Origin of the sequence: Polynucleobacter wuianus, from assembly GCF_001659725.1 — a bacterium.
Taxonomy (GTDB): Bacteria; Pseudomonadota; Gammaproteobacteria; order Burkholderiales; family Burkholderiaceae; genus Polynucleobacter; species Polynucleobacter wuianus.
On sequence record NZ_CP015922.1, the window covers coordinates 629,418 to 652,349 of the forward strand.

29 protein-coding genes are annotated in these 22,932 nt (G+C 44.9%); 12 read left to right on the forward strand and 17 right to left on the reverse strand.

Features of this window, described 5'->3' with window-relative positions; translation table 11 throughout:
• The first annotated feature begins 116 nt into the window (after positions 1–116).
• The 3 genes from A8O14_RS03375 to A8O14_RS03385 are packed head-to-tail and all read left to right on the forward strand — an operon-like array spanning position 117 to position 2,755.
• Entirely contained in the window at positions 117–974 is an 858-nt protein-coding gene (locus tag A8O14_RS03375; protein WP_068948228.1) for an LOG family protein, read from the forward strand.
• A 47-nt stretch (positions 975–1,021) separates the two neighbouring features.
• Complete coding sequence (locus A8O14_RS03380) at positions 1,022–1,534, forward strand: hypothetical protein (protein WP_068948229.1); 513 nt, start codon at positions 1,022–1,024, stop codon at positions 1,532–1,534.
• 3 nt (positions 1,535–1,537) lie between these two features.
• Positions 1,538–2,755 carry a BaiN/RdsA family NAD(P)/FAD-dependent oxidoreductase gene (locus A8O14_RS03385; protein WP_068948230.1) on the forward strand — a complete coding sequence of 406 codons (1,218 nt, stop codon included), beginning with the start codon at positions 1,538–1,540 and terminating at the stop codon, positions 2,753–2,755.
• Between the two features lie 18 nt (positions 2,756–2,773).
• Here the strand turns inward: A8O14_RS03385 and A8O14_RS03390 are convergent, their stop codons facing one another.
• Positions 2,774–3,541, reverse strand: a complete 768-nt coding sequence (locus tag A8O14_RS03390; protein WP_068948231.1) for a TerC family protein — start codon at positions 3,539–3,541, stop codon at positions 2,774–2,776.
• A gap of 63 nt (positions 3,542–3,604) precedes the next feature.
• Between A8O14_RS03390 and A8O14_RS03395 the strand changes: the two genes are divergently transcribed.
• Positions 3,605–4,582: a Bug family tripartite tricarboxylate transporter substrate binding protein gene (locus A8O14_RS03395; protein WP_068948232.1), complete on the forward strand. Its 978-nt coding sequence runs from the start codon at positions 3,605–3,607 to the stop codon at positions 4,580–4,582.
• Between the two features lie 2 nt (positions 4,583–4,584).
• Here the strand turns inward: A8O14_RS03395 and A8O14_RS03400 are convergent, their stop codons facing one another.
• Entirely contained in the window at positions 4,585–4,974 is a 390-nt protein-coding gene (locus tag A8O14_RS03400) for a group II truncated hemoglobin (RefSeq protein ID WP_068948233.1), read from the reverse strand.
• Between the two features lie 116 nt (positions 4,975–5,090).
• Here A8O14_RS03400 and A8O14_RS03405 point away from each other — a divergent pair, with 116 nt between their 5' ends.
• Positions 5,091–5,618: a hypothetical protein gene (locus A8O14_RS03405; RefSeq protein WP_068948234.1), complete on the forward strand. Its 528-nt coding sequence runs from the start codon at positions 5,091–5,093 to the stop codon at positions 5,616–5,618.
• A 50-nt stretch (positions 5,619–5,668) separates the two neighbouring features.
• On the opposite strand, the gene A8O14_RS03410 is transcribed toward A8O14_RS03405, so the two are convergent.
• Complete coding sequence (locus A8O14_RS03410; RefSeq protein WP_068948235.1) at positions 5,669–5,890, reverse strand: TIGR02450 family Trp-rich protein; 222 nt, start codon at positions 5,888–5,890, stop codon at positions 5,669–5,671.
• A gap of 15 nt (positions 5,891–5,905) precedes the next feature.
• Positions 5,906–6,223 carry a hypothetical protein gene (locus A8O14_RS11695; RefSeq protein ID WP_145915329.1) on the reverse strand — a complete coding sequence of 106 codons (318 nt, stop codon included), beginning with the start codon at positions 6,221–6,223 and terminating at the stop codon, positions 5,906–5,908.
• A 112-nt stretch (positions 6,224–6,335) separates the two neighbouring features.
• Here A8O14_RS11695 and A8O14_RS03420 point away from each other — a divergent pair, with 112 nt between their 5' ends.
• On the forward strand, positions 6,336–7,385 hold the full coding sequence (locus tag A8O14_RS03420) for a fumarylacetoacetate hydrolase family protein (protein WP_068948237.1): 1,050 nt from the start codon (positions 6,336–6,338) through the stop codon (positions 7,383–7,385).
• 42 nt (positions 7,386–7,427) lie between these two features.
• Here A8O14_RS03420 and A8O14_RS03425 read toward each other — a convergent pair whose 3' ends face one another.
• On the reverse strand, positions 7,428–9,017 hold the full coding sequence (locus A8O14_RS03425; RefSeq protein WP_068948238.1) for a rhodanese homology domain-containing protein: 1,590 nt from the start codon (positions 9,015–9,017) through the stop codon (positions 7,428–7,430).
• Positions 9,018–9,045: 28 nt separating this feature from the next.
• The gene (locus tag A8O14_RS03430; RefSeq protein ID WP_068948239.1) at positions 9,046–9,999 is read right to left on the reverse strand and encodes a Bug family tripartite tricarboxylate transporter substrate binding protein; all 954 of its coding nucleotides are present in this window, start codon (positions 9,997–9,999) and stop codon (positions 9,046–9,048) included.
• 191 nt (positions 10,000–10,190) lie between these two features.
• Between A8O14_RS03430 and A8O14_RS03435 the strand changes: the two genes are divergently transcribed.
• Positions 10,191–10,379, forward strand: a complete 189-nt coding sequence (locus A8O14_RS03435; protein WP_028819023.1) for a hypothetical protein — start codon at positions 10,191–10,193, stop codon at positions 10,377–10,379.
• A 51-nt stretch (positions 10,380–10,430) separates the two neighbouring features.
• On the opposite strand, the gene A8O14_RS03440 is transcribed toward A8O14_RS03435, so the two are convergent.
• Positions 10,431–10,724, reverse strand: coding sequence for a DUF1330 domain-containing protein (locus A8O14_RS03440; protein ID WP_068948240.1), 294 nt, complete (start codon positions 10,722–10,724; stop codon positions 10,431–10,433).
• Positions 10,725–10,780: 56 nt separating this feature from the next.
• Between A8O14_RS03440 and A8O14_RS03445 the strand changes: the two genes are divergently transcribed.
• Together A8O14_RS03445 and mmsB are read left to right on the forward strand one after the other, a co-directional pair.
• Complete coding sequence (locus tag A8O14_RS03445; RefSeq protein ID WP_068948241.1) at positions 10,781–11,059, forward strand: cupin domain-containing protein; 279 nt, start codon at positions 10,781–10,783, stop codon at positions 11,057–11,059.
• A gap of 11 nt (positions 11,060–11,070) precedes the next feature.
• Positions 11,071–11,949: a 3-hydroxyisobutyrate dehydrogenase gene (gene mmsB / locus A8O14_RS03450; RefSeq protein ID WP_068948242.1), complete on the forward strand. Its 879-nt coding sequence runs from the start codon at positions 11,071–11,073 to the stop codon at positions 11,947–11,949.
• Positions 11,950–11,954: 5 nt separating this feature from the next.
• On the opposite strand, the gene selD is transcribed toward mmsB, so the two are convergent.
• The 7 genes from selD to A8O14_RS03485 all read right to left on the reverse strand — a co-directional run bounded on the left by selD (position 11,955) and on the right by A8O14_RS03485 (position 17,701).
• Complete coding sequence (gene selD / locus A8O14_RS03455) at positions 11,955–13,025, reverse strand: selenide, water dikinase SelD (RefSeq protein ID WP_068948243.1); 1,071 nt, start codon at positions 13,023–13,025, stop codon at positions 11,955–11,957.
• Positions 13,026–13,053: 28 nt separating this feature from the next.
• Positions 13,054–13,596 (reverse strand): TlpA family protein disulfide reductase, encoded by a 543-nt coding sequence (locus A8O14_RS03460; RefSeq protein ID WP_068948244.1) that lies wholly within the window; start codon positions 13,594–13,596, stop codon positions 13,054–13,056.
• 27 nt (positions 13,597–13,623) lie between these two features.
• Entirely contained in the window at positions 13,624–14,733 is a 1,110-nt protein-coding gene (locus A8O14_RS03465; protein WP_068948245.1) for a transglutaminase-like domain-containing protein, read from the reverse strand.
• Between the two features lie 51 nt (positions 14,734–14,784).
• The gene (locus tag A8O14_RS03470) at positions 14,785–16,074 is read right to left on the reverse strand and encodes a DEAD/DEAH box helicase (protein ID WP_068948246.1); all 1,290 of its coding nucleotides are present in this window, start codon (positions 16,072–16,074) and stop codon (positions 14,785–14,787) included.
• Positions 16,075–16,214: 140 nt separating this feature from the next.
• Positions 16,215–16,796 (reverse strand): cysteine dioxygenase family protein, encoded by a 582-nt coding sequence (locus A8O14_RS03475; protein ID WP_068948247.1) that lies wholly within the window; start codon positions 16,794–16,796, stop codon positions 16,215–16,217.
• A gap of 20 nt (positions 16,797–16,816) precedes the next feature.
• Positions 16,817–17,248, reverse strand: a complete 432-nt coding sequence (locus A8O14_RS03480; RefSeq protein WP_068948248.1) for a YbgC/FadM family acyl-CoA thioesterase — start codon at positions 17,246–17,248, stop codon at positions 16,817–16,819.
• Between the two features lie 3 nt (positions 17,249–17,251).
• Positions 17,252–17,701, reverse strand: a complete 450-nt coding sequence (locus A8O14_RS03485) for a GNAT family N-acetyltransferase (RefSeq protein ID WP_082913087.1) — start codon at positions 17,699–17,701, stop codon at positions 17,252–17,254.
• 167 nt (positions 17,702–17,868) lie between these two features.
• Here A8O14_RS03485 and A8O14_RS03490 point away from each other — a divergent pair, with 167 nt between their 5' ends.
• Positions 17,869–18,450, forward strand: coding sequence for a hypothetical protein (locus A8O14_RS03490; RefSeq protein ID WP_068948249.1), 582 nt, complete (start codon positions 17,869–17,871; stop codon positions 18,448–18,450).
• Positions 18,451–18,529: 79 nt separating this feature from the next.
• Here the strand turns inward: A8O14_RS03490 and A8O14_RS03495 are convergent, their stop codons facing one another.
• Complete coding sequence (locus A8O14_RS03495; RefSeq protein WP_068948250.1) at positions 18,530–19,354, reverse strand: substrate-binding domain-containing protein; 825 nt, start codon at positions 19,352–19,354, stop codon at positions 18,530–18,532.
• 75 nt (positions 19,355–19,429) lie between these two features.
• Here A8O14_RS03495 and A8O14_RS03500 point away from each other — a divergent pair, with 75 nt between their 5' ends.
• On the forward strand, positions 19,430–20,446 hold the full coding sequence (locus A8O14_RS03500) for a substrate-binding domain-containing protein (RefSeq protein WP_068948251.1): 1,017 nt from the start codon (positions 19,430–19,432) through the stop codon (positions 20,444–20,446).
• A 34-nt stretch (positions 20,447–20,480) separates the two neighbouring features.
• Entirely contained in the window at positions 20,481–21,236 is a 756-nt protein-coding gene (gene modA / locus A8O14_RS03505; RefSeq protein WP_068948252.1) for a molybdate ABC transporter substrate-binding protein, read from the forward strand.
• A gap of 3 nt (positions 21,237–21,239) precedes the next feature.
• Here the strand turns inward: modA and A8O14_RS11970 are convergent, their stop codons facing one another.
• Together A8O14_RS11970 and A8O14_RS03510 are read right to left on the reverse strand one after the other, a co-directional pair.
• Positions 21,240–21,374 carry a hypothetical protein gene (locus A8O14_RS11970; protein ID WP_262500567.1) on the reverse strand — a complete coding sequence of 45 codons (135 nt, stop codon included), beginning with the start codon at positions 21,372–21,374 and terminating at the stop codon, positions 21,240–21,242.
• Between the two features lie 246 nt (positions 21,375–21,620).
• The gene (locus A8O14_RS03510; protein WP_068948253.1) at positions 21,621–22,907 is read right to left on the reverse strand and encodes an IS110 family RNA-guided transposase; all 1,287 of its coding nucleotides are present in this window, start codon (positions 22,905–22,907) and stop codon (positions 21,621–21,623) included.
• Between the last annotated feature and the right edge of the window lie 25 nt (positions 22,908–22,932).

Here is a 22,932-nt window from a genome sequence, read left to right on the forward strand (position 1 = left end):
CCAGTAAATCCTCGCAAGCCCTAGTGCTCCATTCTCTCCATAAAACTAGGTATTAATACTGAGGTTAAAGGTATAAAGGATAAGATGAAAACACATAGATGTTTTAAGGTGTCAATATGAGTCCTAAGCTCCCAACAAATAATGCACAGACAATTACTGAGTTTTTAAATCTTCATAAAACTCAGATGGCTGAGGATGATTCAGCAGACTCTTATAAATTTGCATTTGATGATGAAGCATTTCTCTCTCGTCGAGAAACTATCGGGATTCGTTTTGAGCTGGAGCTATTAAAGCCTGAAATTCTTCTAAAAGAGCATGGTATCGAGCATACTATTACCGTGTTTGGTTCTACTCGCTTCATCAGTCGCGAGCGCGCAGAAGTTCAAGTAAGGGATGCGAAGACTTCAGGGGAGTCGGAAGCTGCTAAGAAGGCATTACTGCATAGTCAGTACTATGAGTCAGCTAGAGAGTTTGGATCCTTAGTGGCTCAGTACAATACAACGCAAAAGCAAGCGGCTGATAAATTACATATCTGTACTGGTGGTGGCCCTGGAATTATGGAAGCAGCTAACAGGGGAGCATTTGAGTCGGGCGATAAAACGATTGGTTTTAATATTAGCCTGCCAAGGGAGCAACACCCCAATCCTTATATTAGTCCAGGCTTGAGTTTTCGCTTTCATTACTTTGCCTTGCGCAAGATGCATTTCATGTTACGAGCAAGAGCGATCGTCGCTTACCCCGGTGGCTTTGGATCTTTTGATGAGCTGTTTGAGGTATTGACCTTAATACAAACTAAGAAGGTAGTGTGTATACCAGTCATCTTGGTTGGCAAGACTTTTTGGAATGAGATGGTCAACTTTAATCAGATGGTGCAATTTGGCGTGATCGATGAGGCTGATATGAAATCAATTCATTTTGTCGAGACTGCCCAGGAAGCCTGGAAAGTTATCCAAGAGTGGTATCAATTGGCTTAGATCTGCCCCTGTCAAAGTAAAATGGCTAAAAGACTATTTATCTATCCATGAATCCGACTCAAGCTAATATCGCTACCGCCCTAGATTTGCCAGGCTACCTCGTAGGTGGCGCCATGTTATTGATAGTCATGATCTTTCATGGCGTTTTGTTGCTGCAGATTGCAAAGCGCTATGAAGTAAAAACTTACTTAGATCTAGCTGAGAAGAAATATCCTGCAGTAGCGCTCTGTTTTTATGCCAGCGTATTTTGTTTATTTCTCACACACATTGCTGAAATTCTGATTTGGGGTATTGCGCTCTTTGTATTGAAACTTATTCCAGGATTGGGTCAAAGCATTCTATTTAGTGGCAGCACCTATACTGCAATGGGTTTTATGAATGACATTCTTCCCGATGGCTGGAAAATGTTAGCAGTCATTATTGCTTTCTCAGGCATGTTCTCTTTTGCTTGGACTGCCTCCGTCATGATTTCAATGACCAAGAATTTTCGTCAAGCCTACACCAAGCTGCATATGAAAAAACTCAATATCTCTTCTGAGATCATTGACCGTTTTGAGTAGGCAATGAGCAAGGCTTGGGATGCCATTGTTGTTGGTGGCGGGGCGGCTGGTCTATTTTGTGCTGGGGTTGCTGGTCAACTCGGCAAAAAAGTCCTAGTCTTAGATCATGCCCCAGTTCTGGGTGAAAAAATTCGCATTAGCGGTGGTGGACGTTGCAATTTCACCAACGTACACAGTAGTCCTGCAAACTTTCTATCTCTCAATCCGCATTTCGTAAAGAGTGCCTTGGCAAGATACCCCTCAAAAGAGTTCATTAAGCTCGTAACGGCTCACGGTATTAATTACCATGAGAAGCATCAGGGGCAACTGTTTTGCGATGACTCTGCAAAGCAGATTATCGAGATGCTGTTTTCTGAGTGCGCTAAAGGTAAGGTAACGATTCGTAATCCTGTTTCTGTTCAAGCCATTGCACACGAAGGTGAGCATTGGCTTCTTCATACTAGCGAAGGAGCTGAGAAGACGAAGACGGTAGTGATGGCGACGGGTGGCTTACCCGTTCCTGCAATTGGTGCTACTGCTTATTCTTTAGATATTGCAAAGCAGTTTGGGCTTGAAGTGGTAGAGCCTCGCCCAGCCTTGGTACCACTCTCATTTACGGCGGAGACTTTCGGCAATCTTAATGAGCTCGCAGGCTTGAGTGTGCCAGTTCGCATTGCTTCGGGGTCTAAAGGGCATCGCTATGGTGCATGCCGCTTTAATGAGGATTTATTGCTTACCCATAAAGGATTGTCTGGACCAGCAGTGCTGCAAGCTAGTAGCTATTGGGTTGAGGGCGAGCCAATCCATATCGATTGGCTGGGTGCAATTGAGCGACCCGGGGGCTTTAATTGTGATGAATTATTTAATAATGAAGAGAACCATCTCAAGCTGACAGAAACTATTCTGGCTTCTGTATTGCCGCAACGTCTAGCAAAGGCGTTTGCAGAACAACGTAATCTCATGGGACGTAAGTGGGCGGAGGTATCTAAAAAAGATCGTCAAGCCCTTAAAGAGCTCATCACCAATTGGAGTGTTAAGCCTGCCGGCACTTTAGGTTGGAAAAAGGCAGAAGTGATGTTGGGCGGTGTAGATACCAAAGAGTTAGATGGTCAAACCATGATGTCACGCAAGCTTCCTGGTTTGTATTTCATTGGAGAGTGTGTCGATGTTACTGGGCATTTAGGTGGTCACAATTTCCAGTGGGCCTGGGCTAGCGGCTACGCTTGCGCTCAAGCCCTATAGTTCGACTACTCAGTAAGCTCAATCCTTTTGCTTGCGCTTTCTCTTCTCGCGCGCACGAATATTGAGTAACTCAACAGCAAGTGAGAATGCCATTGCAACATAGACATAGCCCTTAGGGATGTGCACACCCATGCCCTCTGCAATCAGTACCACACCAACAACGGTTAAGAAGGATAGGGCGAGTACTTTGATCGAGGGGTGGCTTTGAACAAAGTCCCCAATGGGTTTGGCGGCGATGAGCATGATGAGTATGGAAGCAATTACAGCCGCAATCATGACGCTAATTTGATCTACCATGCCTACCGCTGTAATCACGCTATCAAGCGAGAAGATGATATCGAGCAGGCCAATCTGTATTACTGAGCCAATAAATAAGGTGGACATAGACTTTTTAACTGCGCCGATGTTCTCAGTTTCGCTATTCTCACCATGTTCACCAACTTCGACCTCAACATAAATTTCCTTGGAGGCCTTCCAGATCAAAAAGAATCCACCTAATAGTAAGATGAGATCGCGTCCACTAATGGCGTGCTCTGTAAGAGTAAAGAGTGGGGTTGTCAAGCCCATGACCCATGACAGGCTCAGTAGCAATAAGATACGAGTGATTAAAGCAAAAAATAGACCAAAACGACGAACTTGTTCACGAATTTCTGCGGGTAATCGATTCGCGATGACGCTAATGAAAATGATGTTATCTATGCCAAGAACAATTTCGAGCGCAGAGAGTGTAAAAAATGCAATCCAAGCGTTGGGGTCGCTAATTAATTGCAGGGTACTTTCGATCATTGGCTATTTCGCTAAAGTGGCTTTAAGGTAAAGTGTATCTAACTCAAAAAAACGTGCCCATTTATGTCTAAGCCCATACTGATTATCAGGATATTGTTGCTAAGTATTACGCTAGGAGTGTCTTCTGGCTGGGCAATGGCGTCTTACCCGGATAAACCTATCAAAATCATTATTGGTTTCCCGGCGGGTGGTCCGCTTGATGCCCACATTCGTCTGCTGAGCGATAAGTTGCAATCGGTATTGGGTCAGCCAGTGATTGTCGATTACAAAGTAGGCGCAGGTGGCGCAGTTGGTGCGCAGTATGTGATGCAATCTCCAGCTGATGGATATACGGTACTACTCGCTAATACTGGCACGATGGTCATTAATCCGGCGATTTATACAAAATCACCTTACGATACGCTCAAAGATTTTCAACCCATCGCCAGGACGGCGCAGCAACCACTTGCATTGATCGTGAATAAAGATGTTGCTGCCAATACCTTGAAAGAATTTGTAGCTTACGCAAAAGCGAATCCCGGAAAGCTCAACTATGGTTCTGCTGGGAATGGCGGCATTTCACATCTAGTTCCAGAAATGCTCAAAAGCGAAACTGGTATTTTTATGGTGCATATCCCTTTTAAAGGAAGTGCTCCAGCCTTTACTGACTTAATAGCGGGGCATGTGCAATTTATGGCGGAGTCTGTGCCTCAGGCTGCTAACTATGCTAAGCAAGGCAAAGTTAAAGCGCTGGCAGTAACCAGCGCCAAACGTAATCCTGCCTTGCCGAATACGCCTACTGTATTGGAGACGGGGGTCGCCAATTTAGAAGTGGTCGGATTTTATGGAATTCTTGCGCCCAAGGGAACTCCACCAGAGGTCACCAATAAACTGAGTCAAGCATTTAAAGAAACTTTAGAGTCGCCAGATATTCAGAAAAAAATGATTGACCAAGGTGCCGACCCTGCCTATCTCAATGCTGATCAATTTTCTAAATACCTTGCCGCTGAAATGCCACGCTGGGCTAAAGCAGTTAAGCAGGCTGGTGCGAAGCTCGACTAAGATCAGTTAGCTTGATTCCTCATCCAGTCTGCAGTATTAAAGAAGGATTCTTCTAGTTGTTTAGCAACATTACCCTCGATGCCGCATTCCTCCATTGCACGATACATGCATGCTAACCATTGGTTACGCTCCTGGAGACCAATCTTAAAAGGTAGGTGACGAGCCCTAAGCATAGGGTGTCCATACTTAGGCGAATAAACGTCAGGCCCACCCATCCAGCCCGTAAGAAAGAACTTCAGCTTTTCACGAGAGCTTGCAGAATCTTGGGGGTGCATCGCACGCAGTTCTGCAAAATGGGGTTCTAGCGCCATGAGGTCGTAGAAGCGATCCACCAATTCATCGATCTTATCGACTCCCCCAATGGCCTCGTAAATGTTCTGTCTTTCTGTCATATTGTCATTTTAATGCCTTAAATTAATAGGAATATTGGTAGAAATTGGCAGTCGGCCAATTTCGGTATAGAGTGGAAGTAAGAGATTTGATAACCCCCTTTTAAAGGAGCTTAAAAATGGACGCAAAAGATTTGCAAAAGTGGCAACGTGAAAAAGCGAAAGAGCTTTTCGACTACTCGCATACCTTACTAGAAGCTGCGAAGAAGTTAAGTGATCATCATATGGCTGAGATTGAGTGGGGGATGAAAAATGCATTGGATAGCGCAAAATCTGCCGCTAAAAATGATTTATCCAAGTTAAAAGATTTGCAGGAAGAAGCCACAAAAGAAGCTGCTAAGCGTGCTGCTGCTTATCAAAAGAAAGTGAAAGCTGTTTTAAAGGATCTCAGTGAGGGTGCTGCCGATGAAACTGAGAAGCATCTTGAAAAGGTTCGTAGTTCTTTGGTCTCTTGGCTAGAGGATGCGGAAAATAAAATGCCTGCCCACGCTGACAAGTTATCAAAAGTAGTTCATGAGATGTCGACAACTGGTCAGAACATGTTTAAAGAAGGCCGTCGTATAGTGAATCAAGTGGCTGAAGCTGCCGAGAAGAACATTGACGAAATGGTTAAGAAATCATCAGGATCAAAAAAGAAAACAGATTAATTAATCAATTGACTTTTGGTAAAGCCGCCTTGCATTCATGAGGCGGTTTTTTATTGCCAGCCTTGCAACCAAAGCTCACTATTAGTGAGATCACGCCAGGCTATTTGGGTGGTCTTCTTGCTGTAAACGGCCTCAATCTCCACAAACTCTATCTTTTCATTTGGTGGCTCAGGAAGAATCACCTTGCTAACTAAAAAATGTTTCTGCTTGGCAATAGGCTGCACCGCAGTCCATTTAGTGAGCAGAAGTTTCTTAGGGCTGAGTTTATTCATGATGATGCAAGCTATTTATAGGGCTGTGCACTGATACTCTTGCCCATCTTTCACAAGTCCACCAGAAGAGGGGGTAAACACTACGCTTGATTTTTCGGTTTGCGCAGGACATTTTTGATCAAAATAACTCTGATTGCCTAGGCTGCCACAAAAATCCAGTTTATTTTCTTGAAATTCCATTTGCGCCTTGCGCAGAACCATGGGGATTTTTATCTGGGCTACAGAACTGCAGTTCCAGGTAGTGTAGCTATCGCGTTCACAAGCTAGTAAGCCTATGAAGATAGCCGTATAAGTCACTAGGCGAGTGATAGAAATATCTCTTAGGGGCTGCATGCGCTAAGCATAGCGAAGTTTTCAATATTATGCCTAAGTTATAGATTTGGTATTAATATTTACGGCTATAAGACCTAAAACAGATTCAATTAGTTAATTCAAAGGAGACGCTGTGGATACAAATCGTAGAGATGCACTCAAGTTAGGGGCTTCTGCTGCTCTAAGCGGCATGATGATTTCAAATGCAATGGCTGCACCAGATGGACAGCCTCCAATCGTGGTTGAGCCATTGACTGGCAAGGCAGGCTTACGAGTTGCTAACTATTTACCAAAGATGGGCGCTACTTCCCGTTTGGGTTTGGTAACGAACGATGGTTTAGTGGTCGACATTCCTGCTGAGGCTGCGCGCCAAAAGATGCAACTCTCATTTGATCCAACATCGATGATTTCTCTAGCTGCTTCTGGTAATCGTGGACTAGTGGAGTTGGCAGCGATTTTCAAAAACCGTGGTTCAAACTTGCAAAACGTGAACCAGGTTGTGTTGCTATCACCTATCCCAAAACCCCAAAGTAATATTTATTGCGTAGGCTGGAACTATCTTGATCACTTTGAAGAAGGTCTAAAGCACCGTGCTGATAGCGCTGTAAAAGAATACCCAAAAGTTCCTGTGCTCTTTACTAAAGGCACACAGACTATGAATGGCCCATTCGATAACATCCCTTATGACGGCAGCTACTCCACCATGATTGACTGGGAGGCTGAGTTAGCTGTTGTGATTGGCAAGAAGGGAAAAAATATCTCTGAAGAGAACGCTATGGACTACGTCTTTGGTTACTCTGCTTACAACGACACTACGGCGCGTGATATTCAGCAGAAGCGTCACTCTGGCCAATGGTTCAAGGGTAAGAGCTTAGATGGACATGGTCCTATGGGCCCATGGGTTGTCACTGCAGGTGACGTCAATCTGGATGACACTCGTATTATCTGCCGTGTGAATGGTGTTGAGAAACAAAATGCAAGTTATAAGCAAATGTATTTCAAGATCCCAGTGATTATTTCTGAGCTTTCTCGCAGCCTGACTTTATTGCCAGGCGACATCATTGCTACTGGCACGCCATCAGGTGTTGGTGCTGGTAGAACGCCTCAGGAATTTATGAAGCCCGGTGATGTGATGGAAACTCAAATCACCGGTATCGGCATCATTCGCAACAAGATTGCCTAACTAGCAAACACAACAGAAACACAAAAGCAAGGACGAATTAAATTACAGAACCCAGAAGTGATGGGTTCCGTCCTTGCCAAGTTGCTCTACTAAACCAAACTCCCAATCTAAGTAGGCCTGCATTGCTGCAGGATCTACACTTGTTCCTTCGTATGGTCGCTTGTAGCGATCAAGCGGTGGAGAGGCTAAATGGGTTGGACCCTTTTCTAACTCCAAACCAGCTTTAGCCCATGCAGCATTTCCGCCCTCTAGAACCAAGACCTCTGCCTTGGTGAGCGCCTGTAATTCTTGTGCAACAAACTTACCCAATTCCGCTGGAGTGCTTGTCAGAACATAGCGATCTACTTTGGGGATTTTTTGAAGAGCGTCTGCTAATTGAGAGCGCAGGGCATACCAACTACCAGGAATATGCCCCTTCACATAATTAGCATGGGTGCTGAAATCAATCACCAGGGTGTTGCTATCGCTTTTGAGCCAGCTCGATAAAGTGTTTGCGTCAACTGTTTCAACTTGAGGAAGGTTTGGTAAGGGCGCCTGCCATGCACCTTTCTCGCTGAGATCAGATGATTTGACGTCATCGAGAACGAAGACATCCCATGCCATTTGCGCCAACCACGAAGCAGGCATATTAGCTCGCACACCGCCACCACTGGGATCAACTAAGACCATGCGGGCGCCGCGCACTGGGGCCACCATTTCAGTTTCTTGAACCAGTTGGCCACCTGGTACAGAACGAAAGCCTGGAAGATGTTTTGCTTCATATTCTTCTGGAGTGCGAGTATCAAAGAAGTAAGTGGTGCGCTCACTTTGCGACTTCCATTTCTCGACATCCACTAAGCTTGCCCGCTTCACACCGGCGCGATCAGCAACGCTGCGTGCCCTCAGTGCTGCCTCGCTTGTGGTGTTTTCACTAACCTCTTTAAATTTGCGAGTCTGACCTCTGTCCAGTTCTTGTCCAGCAAGAGTCCAGCCAATCGTACCGTTACGCAGAGCATTAACCTCGTTTGGAATACCGGCGTTAATTAAGGATTGCGTACCGATGATGCTTCGAGTTCTGCCGGCACAATTGACAATCACCTTAGTTTTAGGATTCGGGGCTAGTTCTGGTAAACGTAAGACCAATTCGGCGCCAGGCACGCTAATTCCTGTTGGAATGCTCATGGTGTTGTATTCATCAAAGCGACGCACGTCTACAACCACGACATCTTCTTTGTTGTCGATGAGTTGCTTCACCTCTTGAGCGGATAGAGAAGGGGTATGACGTTTAGATTCAACTAGCTCACCAAATGCTTTGCTGGGTACATTCACATCTTTAAATACTTCGCCGCCTGCAGCCTTCCAGGCTTTTACGCCGCCCTCAAAGATGGAAACATTAGTAAAGCCTAGGGCGACCAAACGTTGGGCTGCTAACTCTGCATATCCTTCGCCATCATCAAGCGTGACAATGGGAATATTTCTTTTCGGCAATTTTCCATATGCATCAATCTCAATCCGAGGGAGTGGTAGATTTGCGGCAAATAATGGATGCTCACGTGCATGAGGATCTTCTTCGCGCACATCTAGAAAAGCAATCTCCTCTTTATTCAAAAGTTTGTTGCGAACAAAGGAATGGTTTTTAGTCGAAATGCTCATGCTGTCTCTGTAATGGTTGTCGTTTTAATTAGTCTAATTTAGCGCCGGATTTTTTCACAACTTCATTCCAGCGCACAATTTCTTGATTGATGTAGTTGGCTAATTCGGGGCGTGTCATTTTTGGCACGGTAGCACCCATACCTGCCCAGCGCTCTTTGATATCTGGTGAAGCGAGAGCAATTTGAACTTCGGCACTCATCTTGTCAACAATCTCTTTAGGCGTTCCTTTGATGGCCCACAAGGCATACCAACTAGAGACAACAAAATTACTGATTCCTAACTCTTGGGCAGTAGGTACATTTGGAAAAGCGGCGCTACGTTGATTGCTGGCAACTGCTACTGCAACTAGCTGACCGCTCTTAATAAAAGGCGCTGCACCGGCTAGGGTATCAAACATCATATCCACTTGCCCTGCAACAACGTCTTGTAATGCAGGGCCAGTACCGCGATAGGGGATATGCGTAATAAATAATTTGTTTTGCATCTTAAACAGTTCACCAGTTAAATGTTGTGATGTGCCGTTGCCAGTAGATGCATAGTTGTACTTACCTGGATTTTTGCGTATTACTTCGATTATGGATTTCAAATCATTTTTTGGGAACTTGCTTGGGTTCACCACGATGACATGTGGAACGCTGCCGATAATGGCTATCGGTTCAAAGTCTTTGGTAATGTCATAAGGCAGGTTAGGGTACATACTCGGAGCAATGGAGTGATGGACGGCACCAAGAAGCCAGGTGTATCCATCGGGAGCCATTTTTGCTGCGACTGCAGCACCCAACGTACCGCCAGCCCCACCTCGGTTATCAACCACGATTGAATCATTTAGTTGGACGGAAAGTTGCTTTGCTAGAGGGCGACCAAAGGCGTCTACTGCCCCGCCTGGGGGGAAGGGGTTAATGAAGGTAATTGGCTTGTTTGGACTTGGCCAGGAGGTGTTTTGAGCCCCTACCACCATAGAAACAAGGGAAAGCAGACTCATACTCCCCAAAAGTAGGATTTTTTTGATCAATTTATAGGTCTCCAGGGTATTTTTGCTTTATTAAAGCATTTTGGGGCAATGATCGCTTCTAAGAGTTATCCCTGATAAAAAACCCTATTTCTTGTAGTTTTTATGGGGATATACTGATTTCGCTGTTGGTATGAATATTTATTTGAATAATGGGAGACAAGATGTCACAACACGATACATTGTTAGCCGCTTTTGAAACTTACAAAGCTGAAAACGAAAAGTTTATTGAAAAAGGCATTAAGGCGTCTGCAGCTCGCGCTCGCAAGGCCTTGCAAGAAATCGCTGGTGCTTGCAAAGAGCGTCGTAAAGAAATTACTGCTGCAAAAGAAGCAATGGAAGCTAAGAAGTAATTCTTTTCTGATAGATCAAAAGCCTAGTCTGATCGCTAGGCTTTTTTCTTTTTAGATTGCCACTCCAAAGAGGGTGAGATTCATCGCTTGATTACGAATAGCGACTAGCGATTGATATTCGGGGCTATGAGCCCAAGCACGTGCATCTTCTTTGCTCGGAAAATGCAGCTCCACAAATGCACTAAACGGTTTACAGGCTAATTCATTCCAAAACACTTCAGTGATTACGCCACGGTGCTCAATGCTGCCTTTATATTGGGCAACAGTTTGACCTACTTGACTGCGATATTGCTCAAAAGCTGCTGAATTGGTCAGCTCAATGAGGCCTATTACTTTAATTGCCATATATCCTCGCTCTAACACTCTATGTAAAGAGTGTATATCCACGCTATAGTTAAAGTATGAAGCAAGATCTATTTCTAAAGACCCTTAAGGAGTCCGGATATCCAGAGCCGGTAGAGGTACAGCAACCAGCCAATGGCCATCTCGATCAACACACCCACCCTTTTGTCGTGCAAGCGTTGGTATTAGAGGGGTATATTGAAATCATCATTGCAAATACGAGTCAGAAATATCAAGTGGGTGATGTTTTTCATTTGGGCTTTGAGCAATTACATTCTGAGCGTTATGGCCCGCAGGGCGTCAAATACTTAGCATCACGAAAACAGTTAAACGATTAACGAGGACTGATATGAATATTGGATTTATTGGCTTAGGAAATATGGGTTTGCCTATGGCGATCAATTTATTGAAAGCAGGGCATCACGTAACTGGATTTGATTTAGTGCAAAGTCAATTGGATGCGTTTGCTACTGCCGGCGGTAAGGTTGCCACCAGTGCTAATGCGACTGCAAGCAATGCTGATGTCGTTATCACGATGTTGCCAGCCTCAAGACACGTAGAAGATCTGTATTTGGGCGACTCTGGTTTATTAGCAAATATTAACCCCAAGACCTTACTGATTGACTGTTCCACAATTTCACCAAAGGTGGCGCAAGCAGTTGCTAGTGCGGCCAAAACCAAAGGATTGGTGATGGTCGATGCTCCTGTCTCTGGGGGAACTGCAGGCGCTCAAGCTGGCACTCTCACCTTTATGGTAGGTGGAGAGAATTCAGTAGTGGAATGTATTCGTCCAATACTGGAGAAGATGGGCAAGAATATTTTTCATGCGGGCGGAAGTGGGGCTGGGCAGACGGTAAAGGTTTGCAACAATATGTTGCTCGGCATTCAGATGCTGGGTACTTGCGAAGCATTACATTTAGGAATTGCAAATGGCCTGGATCCCAAAGTGTTGTCAGACATCATGTCTAAGAGTTCTGGACGTAATTGGGCATTGGAGCTGTATAACCCATGCCCAGGTGTGATGGAGAATGTACCTGCTTCTAAAGGTTATGCTGGCGGCTTCGGAGTAGATCTGATGCTCAAAGATATGGGTCTAGCAACAGAGAATGCGCAAGACCTCGCAGCGAGTGTGCCCCTAGGGCAGTTGGCGCAACAGTTGTATGAAGCTCATAGTAAAGCCGGCAATGGTCAGCTTGATTTCTCAAGCGTATTTAATCTCAAGAAATAATCAACTTAAGAAACTACAAGAGGCTTGACTTGGAGTTTGCTCATTTGGCCAATCACACGAGCACCTAAAAAGTGATGTTGATTAAAGATATCCAAGACTTCTTTCACGCTCTCAGGGCTACAAGAGACCAATAAGCCACCACTCGTTTGTGGGTCGGTTAATAAGGCACGTTGTGCTGGCGTGAAATCTGCTGGTATACCAACCTCATCACCATAGCTTTGCCAATTGCGATCAGATGCTCCGGTGATGATGCCTTCATCAGCGAGATTTTGTACATTGGAGAGCATGGGCACCTGGCTCCAGTCAATATGAGCAGTGCAATTTGAGCCACGAGCTAATTCCAGCATATGACCAGCCAAACCAAAGCCCGTGACATCAGTAAGTGCGTGTACTCCAGCGAGCTTAGCTAAGTCTGGACCTGCAGAATTGAGCTTGGTTGTATTAGAAATCATTTCGCGATAACCATCAGGGCCGAGCAGATCTTTTTTCAAGGCTGCCGACAAAATGCCGACACCTAGCGGCTTACCTAAGATTAATACGTCACCTGGTTTTGCGCTCGCATTACTTTTGACGCGCTTAGGATCAACAATACCAATCGCAACCAAGCCATAAATCGGCTCAACAGAATCAATCGTATGACCACCAGCAATTGGAATGCCAGCACTACGACAGGCTTCAGCGCCACCTTCTAGAATGCGTGCAATCGTTTTATTGGAAAGCACCTTGATAGGCATGCCAACTAAAGCGAGTGCAAATAATGGCGTACCACCCATGGCATAGATATCGCTAATCGCATTGGTTGCTGCAATCTTGCCAAAATCAAATGGGTCATCGACGATCGGCATGAAGAAATCTGTCGTTGCGACGATCGCTTGTGATTCATTGATTTGATAAACAGCAGCATCATCCGAAGTTTCAATGCCGATGAGCAATTCTTTGGGGAAGGGTAACTGCGGAACATTCTTGAGAATCTCAGAAAGCACGCCTGGCGCAATCTTGCAGCCACAGCCACCTCCATGAGACAGGGAGGTCAGTCGTGGTTCATTGGCTTCGAGATTGGTCGTTTGTGTGTTCATATTACAAGAGTATCAGATGGATACGTAGTTATTGCCGCAGCAGTGACTGAATTTTCCCAGTGACTTCATCGCTATCCGCGTTTTCAATAGCGCCAATCCAGACGCCTTCTACTTTGCCAGTCCTGCCGATGAGGAATGTAGTTGGAATACCACGGGCTTTCCAAGATTTATAGATTGTGCTGTTGCGATCCATCAAGATCTCGATGGCATTCTCAGCTATGGCATTGCCTTTTAAAAACTGCGTAATGCGTGGCTTCATTTCTGCTAAGTTGACTGCTAGAACTACCAAACCTTTAGAGCCGTATTTTTCTTGTAGTTCAATGAGCTCGCCAAACTCTTCTCTGCAAGGCTCGCACCAACTTGCCCAAAAGTTCACAACAATTACCTTGCCTTTGTAGCTGGCAATATCAATTAACTTGCCAGATATGTTATTTAATTGAAGTGTGGGTGCTTTGGTAAGACCCACTTCAGAGGCAGGGCGCCATTGAGCAATGGCATTACTTGTAAAGCAAAGCAGAATAGAAAAAGCCAGCGTTAGAACTAAGTCTATTGCTGGCTTATTTAATTTCATCAGAATCAATCTAAAGACCGCTACTCATCAACCAATACGGCGACTAGTAATCTTGTATTTAAAGTTATCTGGATCCAAAGAATCAAAACGACCCTCAGTATTCTCAGCTTGTGGATACATTAAGAAAGGAATGTCACCTTTCTTGCCTAGAGCGGAGCCGGGAAGAGCGATATCGTGATCATAGCTATAAGCCATCCAGTTCATTTCCCAATTACCAAAGAGATAATCACGGATTGCTAGTACCTTAGGATCGTTTGCTGTGAGTCCACCTGTTTCTTCCAAGATCACTTTGCGGACATCTGCAGGGTCGACTGGAACCCAGCCGTAGCCAGAAGCATAAAACTCAGCGCGACAGTGTTGTGCTTTGGTGATGTCACCACTTTTGCCCAGGCTCTTGTAGCCACGAGCGGAGTCGGCAATACGAATGCCATAAACGTCACGGGCAGGGACACCTGCTGAGCGAGCTAAGGCAACAAATACGGCATTGATATCAGCGCATTTACCACCAAGGTTATTGGTTTCGAGCATGAGCTTCACATCACCCTGGCCGCAACCACGTGTTTTTGGATCACGATGCGTGTTATCAACCACCCAGTTGTAGATAGCCTTTGCTTTTTCTACATCAGTTGCATTGGCGGGTAAACCAGCGAGGCATTCGCGAGCTTTCGCTTTGACGATACCATCGGTTGGCAGGTACTTTGTGCCGCGAGTCCAAAAGCTTTGCTCTTCTTTGGTTAGTTTTAATGCTGGGTTTGGAGTGGTGATTTCTAGATGACGATTTTGTGTGCTGACCAACATCGAAACCTTCACGCTATGACTCGTTGCGGATTTATCCCACTTGGTCCAAAGCATGCGTGCTTGTTTATCTGGAGTGACATACATTTGATTAACCGCTTTGGGATCACTCGATTCTGATCTGATAGCCAGAGTGCGGAAATAATCCGTATCTAAAACCAAAGGCAATGGAATCCAAGTTTCTGCTGCCCCGTTTGGAGAATCTAAATTTACCTCAGTAACAATTTCATAGGTAGTCCAATTTGGCGCTGACTGAGCAAAAGCAGATGAAATAGGGTTAAAGCTTGGTAGCGCAATTGCACCAGCAATCGTTTTAAGGGCTGAGCGGCGAGAAGTAGTCATATTGAATGTTTGGCTGTAATCAAATTAAGAATGGATATTTTAACGAACCCTTTAGCGACTAAAGCTTCTTTTGGGCGGGTTACCTCGTTTTGCTGATGCCTTTTTAGCAGGTGCACCACTGGAGTTATTACCTCCGGCTGGGCGAGGCTTTCTGGATTGCTGATGCTGTTGACTACGCAGTTGAATCGGTTGGGCAACTGCATTGGGGTCTGGCTCAAATCCAGCAATTACCTCTTGAGGTAACTTTTGCTTAATCAGTTTTTCAATGTCACGCAGCATTTGGTGTTCGTCAACGCAAACTAAGGAGACCGCAACACCATTTGATCCAGCGCGACCAGTACGTCCAATACGATGCACATAATCTTCAGAGACATTGGGTAGGTCGTAGTTCACGACATGTGGCAATTGATCAATGTCGATACCTCGAGCCGCAATATCCGTAGCGACTAAGGCAGTTAACTTACCCGCCTTGAAATCAGCCAGCGCTTTAGTACGGGCAGACTGACTCTTATTGCCATGAATGGCCATGCTGGTAATGCCATCTTTTTCTAATTGAGTTACAAGCTTATTGGCACCATGCTTGGTGCGTGTGAAGACCAGAACCTGCTTCCAGTCATTCGTTTTAATCAGGTGCGCCAAGAGCGGATGTTTCTTGGTTCTATCCACCGGATGAATAAGCTGAGCAATCGCTTCATTGGCGCTATTGCTGCGTGCTACCTCAATTAACTCTGGAGAATTGAGTAGACCATCTGCTAATTGTTTAATCTCAGCAGAGAAAGTTGCTGAGAAAAGTAAGTTCTGACGTTTCTTAGGTAGGGCAGCTAGGATCTTTTTAATATCGCGTAAGAAGCCCATATCGAGCATGCGATCAGCCTCATCCAAAACTAGGATTTCAATATCGCTCAGTGATACGCAGTTTTGTGACATGAGGTCAAGTAAGCGACCGGGTGTGGCAACCAAGATATCTAAGCCGCCAGCAATCGCTTTAATTTGCGGGTTTGCGCCAACACCGCCAAAGATGACGGTGGACTTTAATCCGGTGTACTTGCCATAAGTCAATACAGACTCTTGGACTTGAGCTGCTAGCTCGCGAGTAGGAGTCAAGATTAATACTCGTAACAATCGTTTGCCGCTAGATTTAGGCGTGCTACTTAAGCGTTGCAGAATCGGTAGGGTAAAGCCAGCAGTTTTGCCAGTACCTGTTTGCGCAGCTGCTAAAAGATCGCCACCCTTTAAAACTGCAGGAATTGATTTTGCTTGTATAGGGGTGGGACTTGTGTAGCCTTCTTCAGCGATAGCGTGAAGAATGGATTCGGATAAACCAAGATCTGTGAATAACATAGGGACCAATAATGTATTGACCCGTATTCAACGTAATTAATAAACGACTATTCCCGGTCAATGGGGTGAGCTGCCACACAAGTACGTTTGCAGTAAGAGTCTCTATTTTAAGTCATTGACCACAAACAGCTCTATTTGTCCTATTGAGCAGGGTTCCACAGGTTGGGAACCAGCGTATTGGCATAACCTGATACAAAAGATTTTGGAGTGCCATTGATAGGATCAAAGACTGAGCGATGGATTCTGCCGATATTGCCGCCATACACATGAATGCTGATCGAGGTTTGATCAGCTAGATTATTTTCGACAACGTGAATGTCATGTGTATTGGGAGAGACGGTATCAACATGGCCTGGAGGGCAAACGCAAGCTTTGCCGATCTTAAATCCACCGCCAGCTTGAGGGTAGTAGGGCGTCCCTTTTTCTTCACCACGGAGCTGACCAATCATGCCCCAAACAGTATGGTTATGAATCGGTGTCTTTTGCCCAGGACCCCACACAAAACTCACGATTGAAAAGCGATCCAGTGGATCTGCGTAGAGAAGATATTGCTGGTAATACTGTGGATGTGGTTTGGTAAATTCCGTTGGCAACCAGTCATCGATAGCGATGAGAGTTTCTAAGAGTTTTTTACCCTTAGTAAAAATGATTTCTTCGCTGGGCTTTTGTTCAAGCAACACACTCAGTTCTTTAATAAAGGTGAGTAGTTTTCCCTCGGGCATGATGTGCTCCAATACTGATCTTAGGTATTTGGAAAAAACCAATCAGGCCATGCCTTTGGTTTGAGTGTGATCGTATCTACACAAACAATATGTAAAGTAGCACTGGCAATGACTTGCATCTCTTCGCTATCAGGTAATTTTCTCTGGGCCTGCTGTTTTACTGAAACTTGCGTACGGCCACGATTCTCAATGGTTTGATCGATATACAAAATATCATCCAAGCGGCCCGGCTTATAGAAGTTCATTGTCAGCTCGCGCACTGGCATCACAATATTGTGTTCGTTAATGAGTTTGGTGGGGCTAAGGTCGTATTGCGCCAACCACTCTGCACGGCTACGTTCAAATATTTCGAGATAACGGCCGTGATAGACAAAGCCAGCGGCATCAGTATCGGAATAGCAAACCCGATGTACGTAAATAAAAGGCAAGACCTTATTGGAAGCGGTAGTCATAAATTATTCAATTGAATTGGGCAATATGAGCATCATATTACGATGCAAAATGCCTGCCTCATCGTAGATCGGTCCTTGCGCAATGAAACCCAGCTTTTCATAGAAGGGCATCACACTGAGTTGGGAATGTAGGATTAGGGTAGAGAAGCCTCTTACCTTGGCGGCTAGTAATAGTTTTTCTAGGATCTGCTTACCAATACCTTTACCTCGAAAATGAGCCAAGACAGCCATGCGCCCAATTTGTGCGTGGCCATCACCTAAATCTACCAATCTTGCCGTCCCCACACACAGCTCATCAAAGTAGGCAAGGGCATGGGTTGCTAAAGGATCGTATTCATCCAATTCCAGATCTTCTGGAACTTGCTGCTCTTCAACAAAAACAGTCCTGCGAATACAAAACGCCTCAGTAGAGGCTTTTGCCCAAGGTTTAAGGAAGATCTCTAGGGAATTCAAAGGATTAGGCCGTTTATAAGTAATGTATCAAGACCTAATTTACCAAATATGACTAGTAATAGGGGTTATCGTTCGCAGGCGTGCTGACGTAAGCCAATCCATGTTTACAATGGATCGGAGGCTTCTTATGAAGCCCATCTAAATCCTTCACCTATTTAGGAGTTATCTTGAAGAAATCTTTACTTGCTGGTTTATTCGCAGCTGTTGGCATTGCTTGTGCAAGCTCTGTTTTTGCACAACTTCCTGCAAAAATGTTGCCTTTGGCAGCGGATGTAGTTGTACTTAGTGCAACTGTAGATTCAGTAGATGCTAAAAAGCGCATTGTTGTATTGAAAGATACAAACGGTAATTTGGCGCAAATGAACGTAGCTAAGTCAGTCAATGATTTGGATAAAGTTAAAAAAGGTGACGTGTTCTTGGTTGAGCATGCACAAGCGATTGCAGTTGGTTTAACTGTAGCTCCTAAAGATGCTAAGCCAGGTGTTTCTGGTGTGCGCTCAGTAACAATCGCTGGCAAAGGCTCTGCTAAGCCATTTGAAGAAACAACTGACACGATCTATGCAACTGTAAAGATTGGCACGATTGATCAAAAGACTCGTATCGTGACTTTCACATTGCCATCTGGCGAGAAGCAGAAGGTTAAAGTTGATCAAGCCGTTCTCGGTCTCGAGAAATTTAAAGCTGGTGATGACGTGATCGTTGAGTTTGTTGATGACACAGCAATTGGCTTTGTAACACCTAAGAAGTAAGCATGCATTGCTGGCTCTAGGCCGGCAGGAAGTAAAAAAGCCCGCAGATGCGGGCTTTTTTTATTCCATTGTTGATTCACTATTTCTTGGCATTCGGAAAGAAGAGTTGTTCGCCACCAATTTGGTAGCTGGCAATCACATCCTGACCATTTTTTGAAACTAACCAGTCTATAAAGGCTTGACCCTCAGCCTTTTTCACGGATGGGAACTTTGCTGGATTGACAAGCATTACACCGTATTGATTAAAGAGCTTGGGGTCACCCTGAACCAGAATGGTCAGGTCACCACGGTTCTTAAAGCTCAACCAAGTGCCACGATCTGCGAGGATATAGCCATTCATAGCCGATGCAGTATTAAGGGCGGGACCCATACCCGAGCCAGTCTCTTTATACCAACCCTGACTAGGTGAAACAGTAATCCCCGCACTTTTCCAGTAACGAAGCTCAGCAGCATGTGTGCCGCTCTTATCGCCGCGAGAAACGAATGGCGCTTGAGCAGATGCAATCTTTTGAAATGCCGCCTGAATATCTTTTCCACCACCGACTTTTGCGGGATCGGATTTAGGCCCGATCAAAACGAAGTCGTTGTACATGACTTCATTGCGTTTGGTTGAGTAACCCTCTTGTACAAAAATCTCTTCAGCAGGTTTGTCATGAACAAATACCACGTCAGCATCACCACGACGACCAATATCTAGTGCTTGGCCGGTACCAACTGCAACTACCTTTACATTAATGCCGGTCTTCATCTTAAAAATCGGTAGGATGAAGTCAAACAAGCCCGATTGTTCAGTAGAGGTAGTCGAGGAGACTACGATACTTTTTTCTTGGGCAAATACTTGCGAGCCATTGATAGAGATGGCTGCCAATAAGCTTAGGAGGAAATTGGAAATGAGTTTCTTCATAATGCACGCAAAATAGTTGAATAAGTGGTTATCATCGCATACATTAATACTTATTGAATATGCAAAAAATTACATATGCAGATTGAAGTTCGCCCCTCCCTGATTGTGAACAGCCAAGGCAAAGGCTCGGTTGATCTAATTTGGCTATCCCAGTTTCTAAAGGACATCGAGAGCGGTAGTTCTTTGGTGGTTGCCAGTAAAAAATCGGGAACTTCATACCGGGGAGCCTGGGGAAAGTTGAATGAGGTTGAATCCGCTTTGGGGATGCCGCTCATCGTTCGCACTAAGGGTCATGGATCAAAGCTAACTGAGTTTGGCTCATTCTTATTTAAATTCATTGATGAGATGCAGGCAGGTCATATTCAATATGGGAGCTCTTATCAAGAAACCCTACTGAAGGCTATTAATCAAATTCAAAAATCCGAAAATGCTCGTTGGAAGTTTTTCTCTAGCAGCGATTCCATTATTCAAAAAGTCGTGGGCGAGGTAAAGGGTTTTAGCCTCAAGATCGCGGGCTCGGGTGAATCTTTGGAGCGACTACTAAATCACGAGGCCCATATTGCTGGGTATCACGTCTCAAGCGAGAAAAGTTCAAAGGCAATTCATCAACGCCTATCGAAGAGTGACATACAAATCTTCCCAGTAATGAAGCGCACTCAGGGGTTGATCGTTAAAAAAGGAAATCCGCTTCATATACAGTCCATGGAAGATTTGCTGAATCAAAAGATTCGCTTTATTAACCGCCAGATCGGCTCTGGAACAAGGCTGTTGCTAGATACCCTCTTAATTGAGGAGGGTATTGAGCCATTAGATATTAATGGTTACCTTCAAGAAGAATTTACACATTCTGCGGTAGCTAATGCAATTCTTGCTGGTAAGGCTGACGTTGGGATTGGGGTGAAAAACATCGCATTAGAAAATGGGCTGGGTTTCATTCCGTTAAAGGATGAAATTTTCTTTCTTGCAATGCATCAGGAGATGGTTTCTCAACCAGAATCTTCTAAGTTGATACGTAAGATACGTAGTTATTCTGGTAATACACCTGGTTACAAGGCGATTAGCCTCAATAGGCAAGTCAAAGAATGGCTGTGAGTTAGTTCGATCGCAGACTACAATCCATTTGAATATGCCCATTCGCTTACTTTCTATATTTGCTTCACTTCTGTTATTTGCAAATCTCACATTTGCTCAAGGTACAACTATTGCTGTTGCTGCCAATATGAAAGATGCTTTTGGTGAGATCGCTGCAGCGTTCAAAGCAACTGGCAAGCCAGAGATGAGGGTGGTGTATGGCTCATCTGGAAACTTCACTACCCAGATTATGAATGGCGCACCTTTTAATTTATTTATTGCAGCCGATGAGCATTTCCCGCTTGAGCTATATAAGAATGGCAAGGCGATCAATGAGGGGGCGGTATATGCAATTGGCAGGCTCGTTTTAATTGCCAAGACATCTTCTGGAATCACCCTATCTGATAGCAAGGCTGAAATCACTAAGGCGATTGCTAAAGCAAATAAGATTGCCATTGCTAAACCTGAGCTGGCACCCTATGGAAAGGCGGCAGTGGAATATCTCAAGGCAGAGGGTCTATGGGATCTTGCTAAAGATAAGCTTATTTATGGCGACAATATTGGAGTTTCTACAACCTATGTTGTGAGTGGTGCGGCAAATCTTGGATTTACCGCTTTATCTTTGGCAAAGTCGCCAGAGGTATCAAAAGAAAACCACTTTATCTTGGTTGATAGTAAGTTGTATCAGCCGATTGCACAAAGAATGGTATTGATCAAAGGCGCTCCGCAAGAGGCACAAGATCTATATCAATTTATGCAGGGCTCGCAGGCTAAATCTATTCTGCGTAAGTACGGCTTCACCACGCCCTAGGGCTTAGTTGGACTTCATGTATTTGCGCATCTCTTGCAAGACTTCTTGAGGTGACTTTTCTATAGTCTCAACTACTGCGGCATAGTCCCCAGCAGGGCGGTTCTGACTGAGCTTGAATTTACCCACCAAGCTCTTCACTTCAATGTCAATGCCGATAACGTACTAAATGCAAGAACTTTTTCCAGCGATAGGCAAAGCCATACCGTAACTGCAATTTGCAGTTAAAAAATCAAACTTACTACTTGTCTATACCCGAACGGTCACTTCCACAAATAAATCAGGGGTCCCGATTAACCATAATTAACACAAGATCCGCCACTTCACGTTTTGGTCTTTACCCTACTTAAAACAATCTGAGGTCCCAGTGGAAGGTCCAAACATTATCTACGAGGTCCTTGCGGCCTCTACGGCCCTACAGAGAGGGATCGATCCACTGGGTAAAGCTTTTTCATAGTAACCTTGATACATCTGTTTTGACTTCACTAATCCATACACTACACGCGCCATCTTTGCTGCCACCGCAGTCCTTGCCTTGCGCTGTAAATCTTTATCTTGAGGCGCACTTTTAATATAGCGTAGATATTTTTGCTGGAAACTGTTCTCAGGTTGCTGAATGGCACGGTTGACTGACATCCACAGCGCTAAGCGCAGGCGCGCATTACCCCGCTTGGAGATTTGTTCTTGACCACGGTAGTTGCCTGATTGGTTTTTGGCTAGATCAAACCCGCAATACTTTAAGAACTGACGATGATGGCTAAAGCGACGTAGATCCCCACCTTCCGCCAGAATCGTTAGGGCATTAATCGGACCAATCCCCGGAACACTTTGCAAGATGGCAGAGTCCGGGTTATCGGCCAATACTGCTTGAGCCGTCTCTTCTAATTGCTTGCGACAAGCATTGATCTCTTGATAGCGTCTCAGTTGTATTTGAAAGGTTTTGCAAGCCAAGGAATCTGCCTCAACAGGTAGTCCAATGCTATGCAAGGCGGTCTCATAGAGCTCAATAAGCTTAGCCGCTTTATTAACCTTGCGGCCAATGACAGGGCTGGCAATCTGGCAAAACGCTTCTTGAGAGTGCTTCGTTACTGCGCTAGGGATGGGGAAGTGCAAAAGATAATTAATCCACCAGTCTGCGCGAGTACTGTTCCACCATTTACCCATCTCCGGAAAATACAAAGGCAGGTAATGCGTGAGGATGGAGTGCTGTAAGCGCGTGCGACTCAAGGTCACTTGATAGTAGGTTTTAGATAACTCTTGGAGATCATGATGCCCTGCAATTAATGGGTCAACATAACGTTGAGTAATCCCTTGCTTAAGCAGCTCTAAAAGCACTGCAGCATCCTTGGGATCATTTTTATCCCAGGAGTTGAACATCACCTCCCGATACCGGGCGCTCGCTACCGAGGAAATAAAGCAGACTTCAAACCCCGCCGCTACCAAGCGATGCCCTAATGCGCGGTGGTAATTGCCGGTTGCCTCAAACCCAATAATGCAAGGCGGCGGTAAGCTCTTTAGAAAAGCAATAAAACGATCATGATCGGCAGCAGAATTAGCCATCCGAAAATGCTGCCTTTTACCCGCCTTGGTCTCGCTTAACACGGCATTAAAGTCCTTGGCAATATCGATTGCAATCCATGCCCCAAAGGGTTTATTGTTTAAGTGGTCAGCCATAGCAAATACTCCTTATTGATGATCT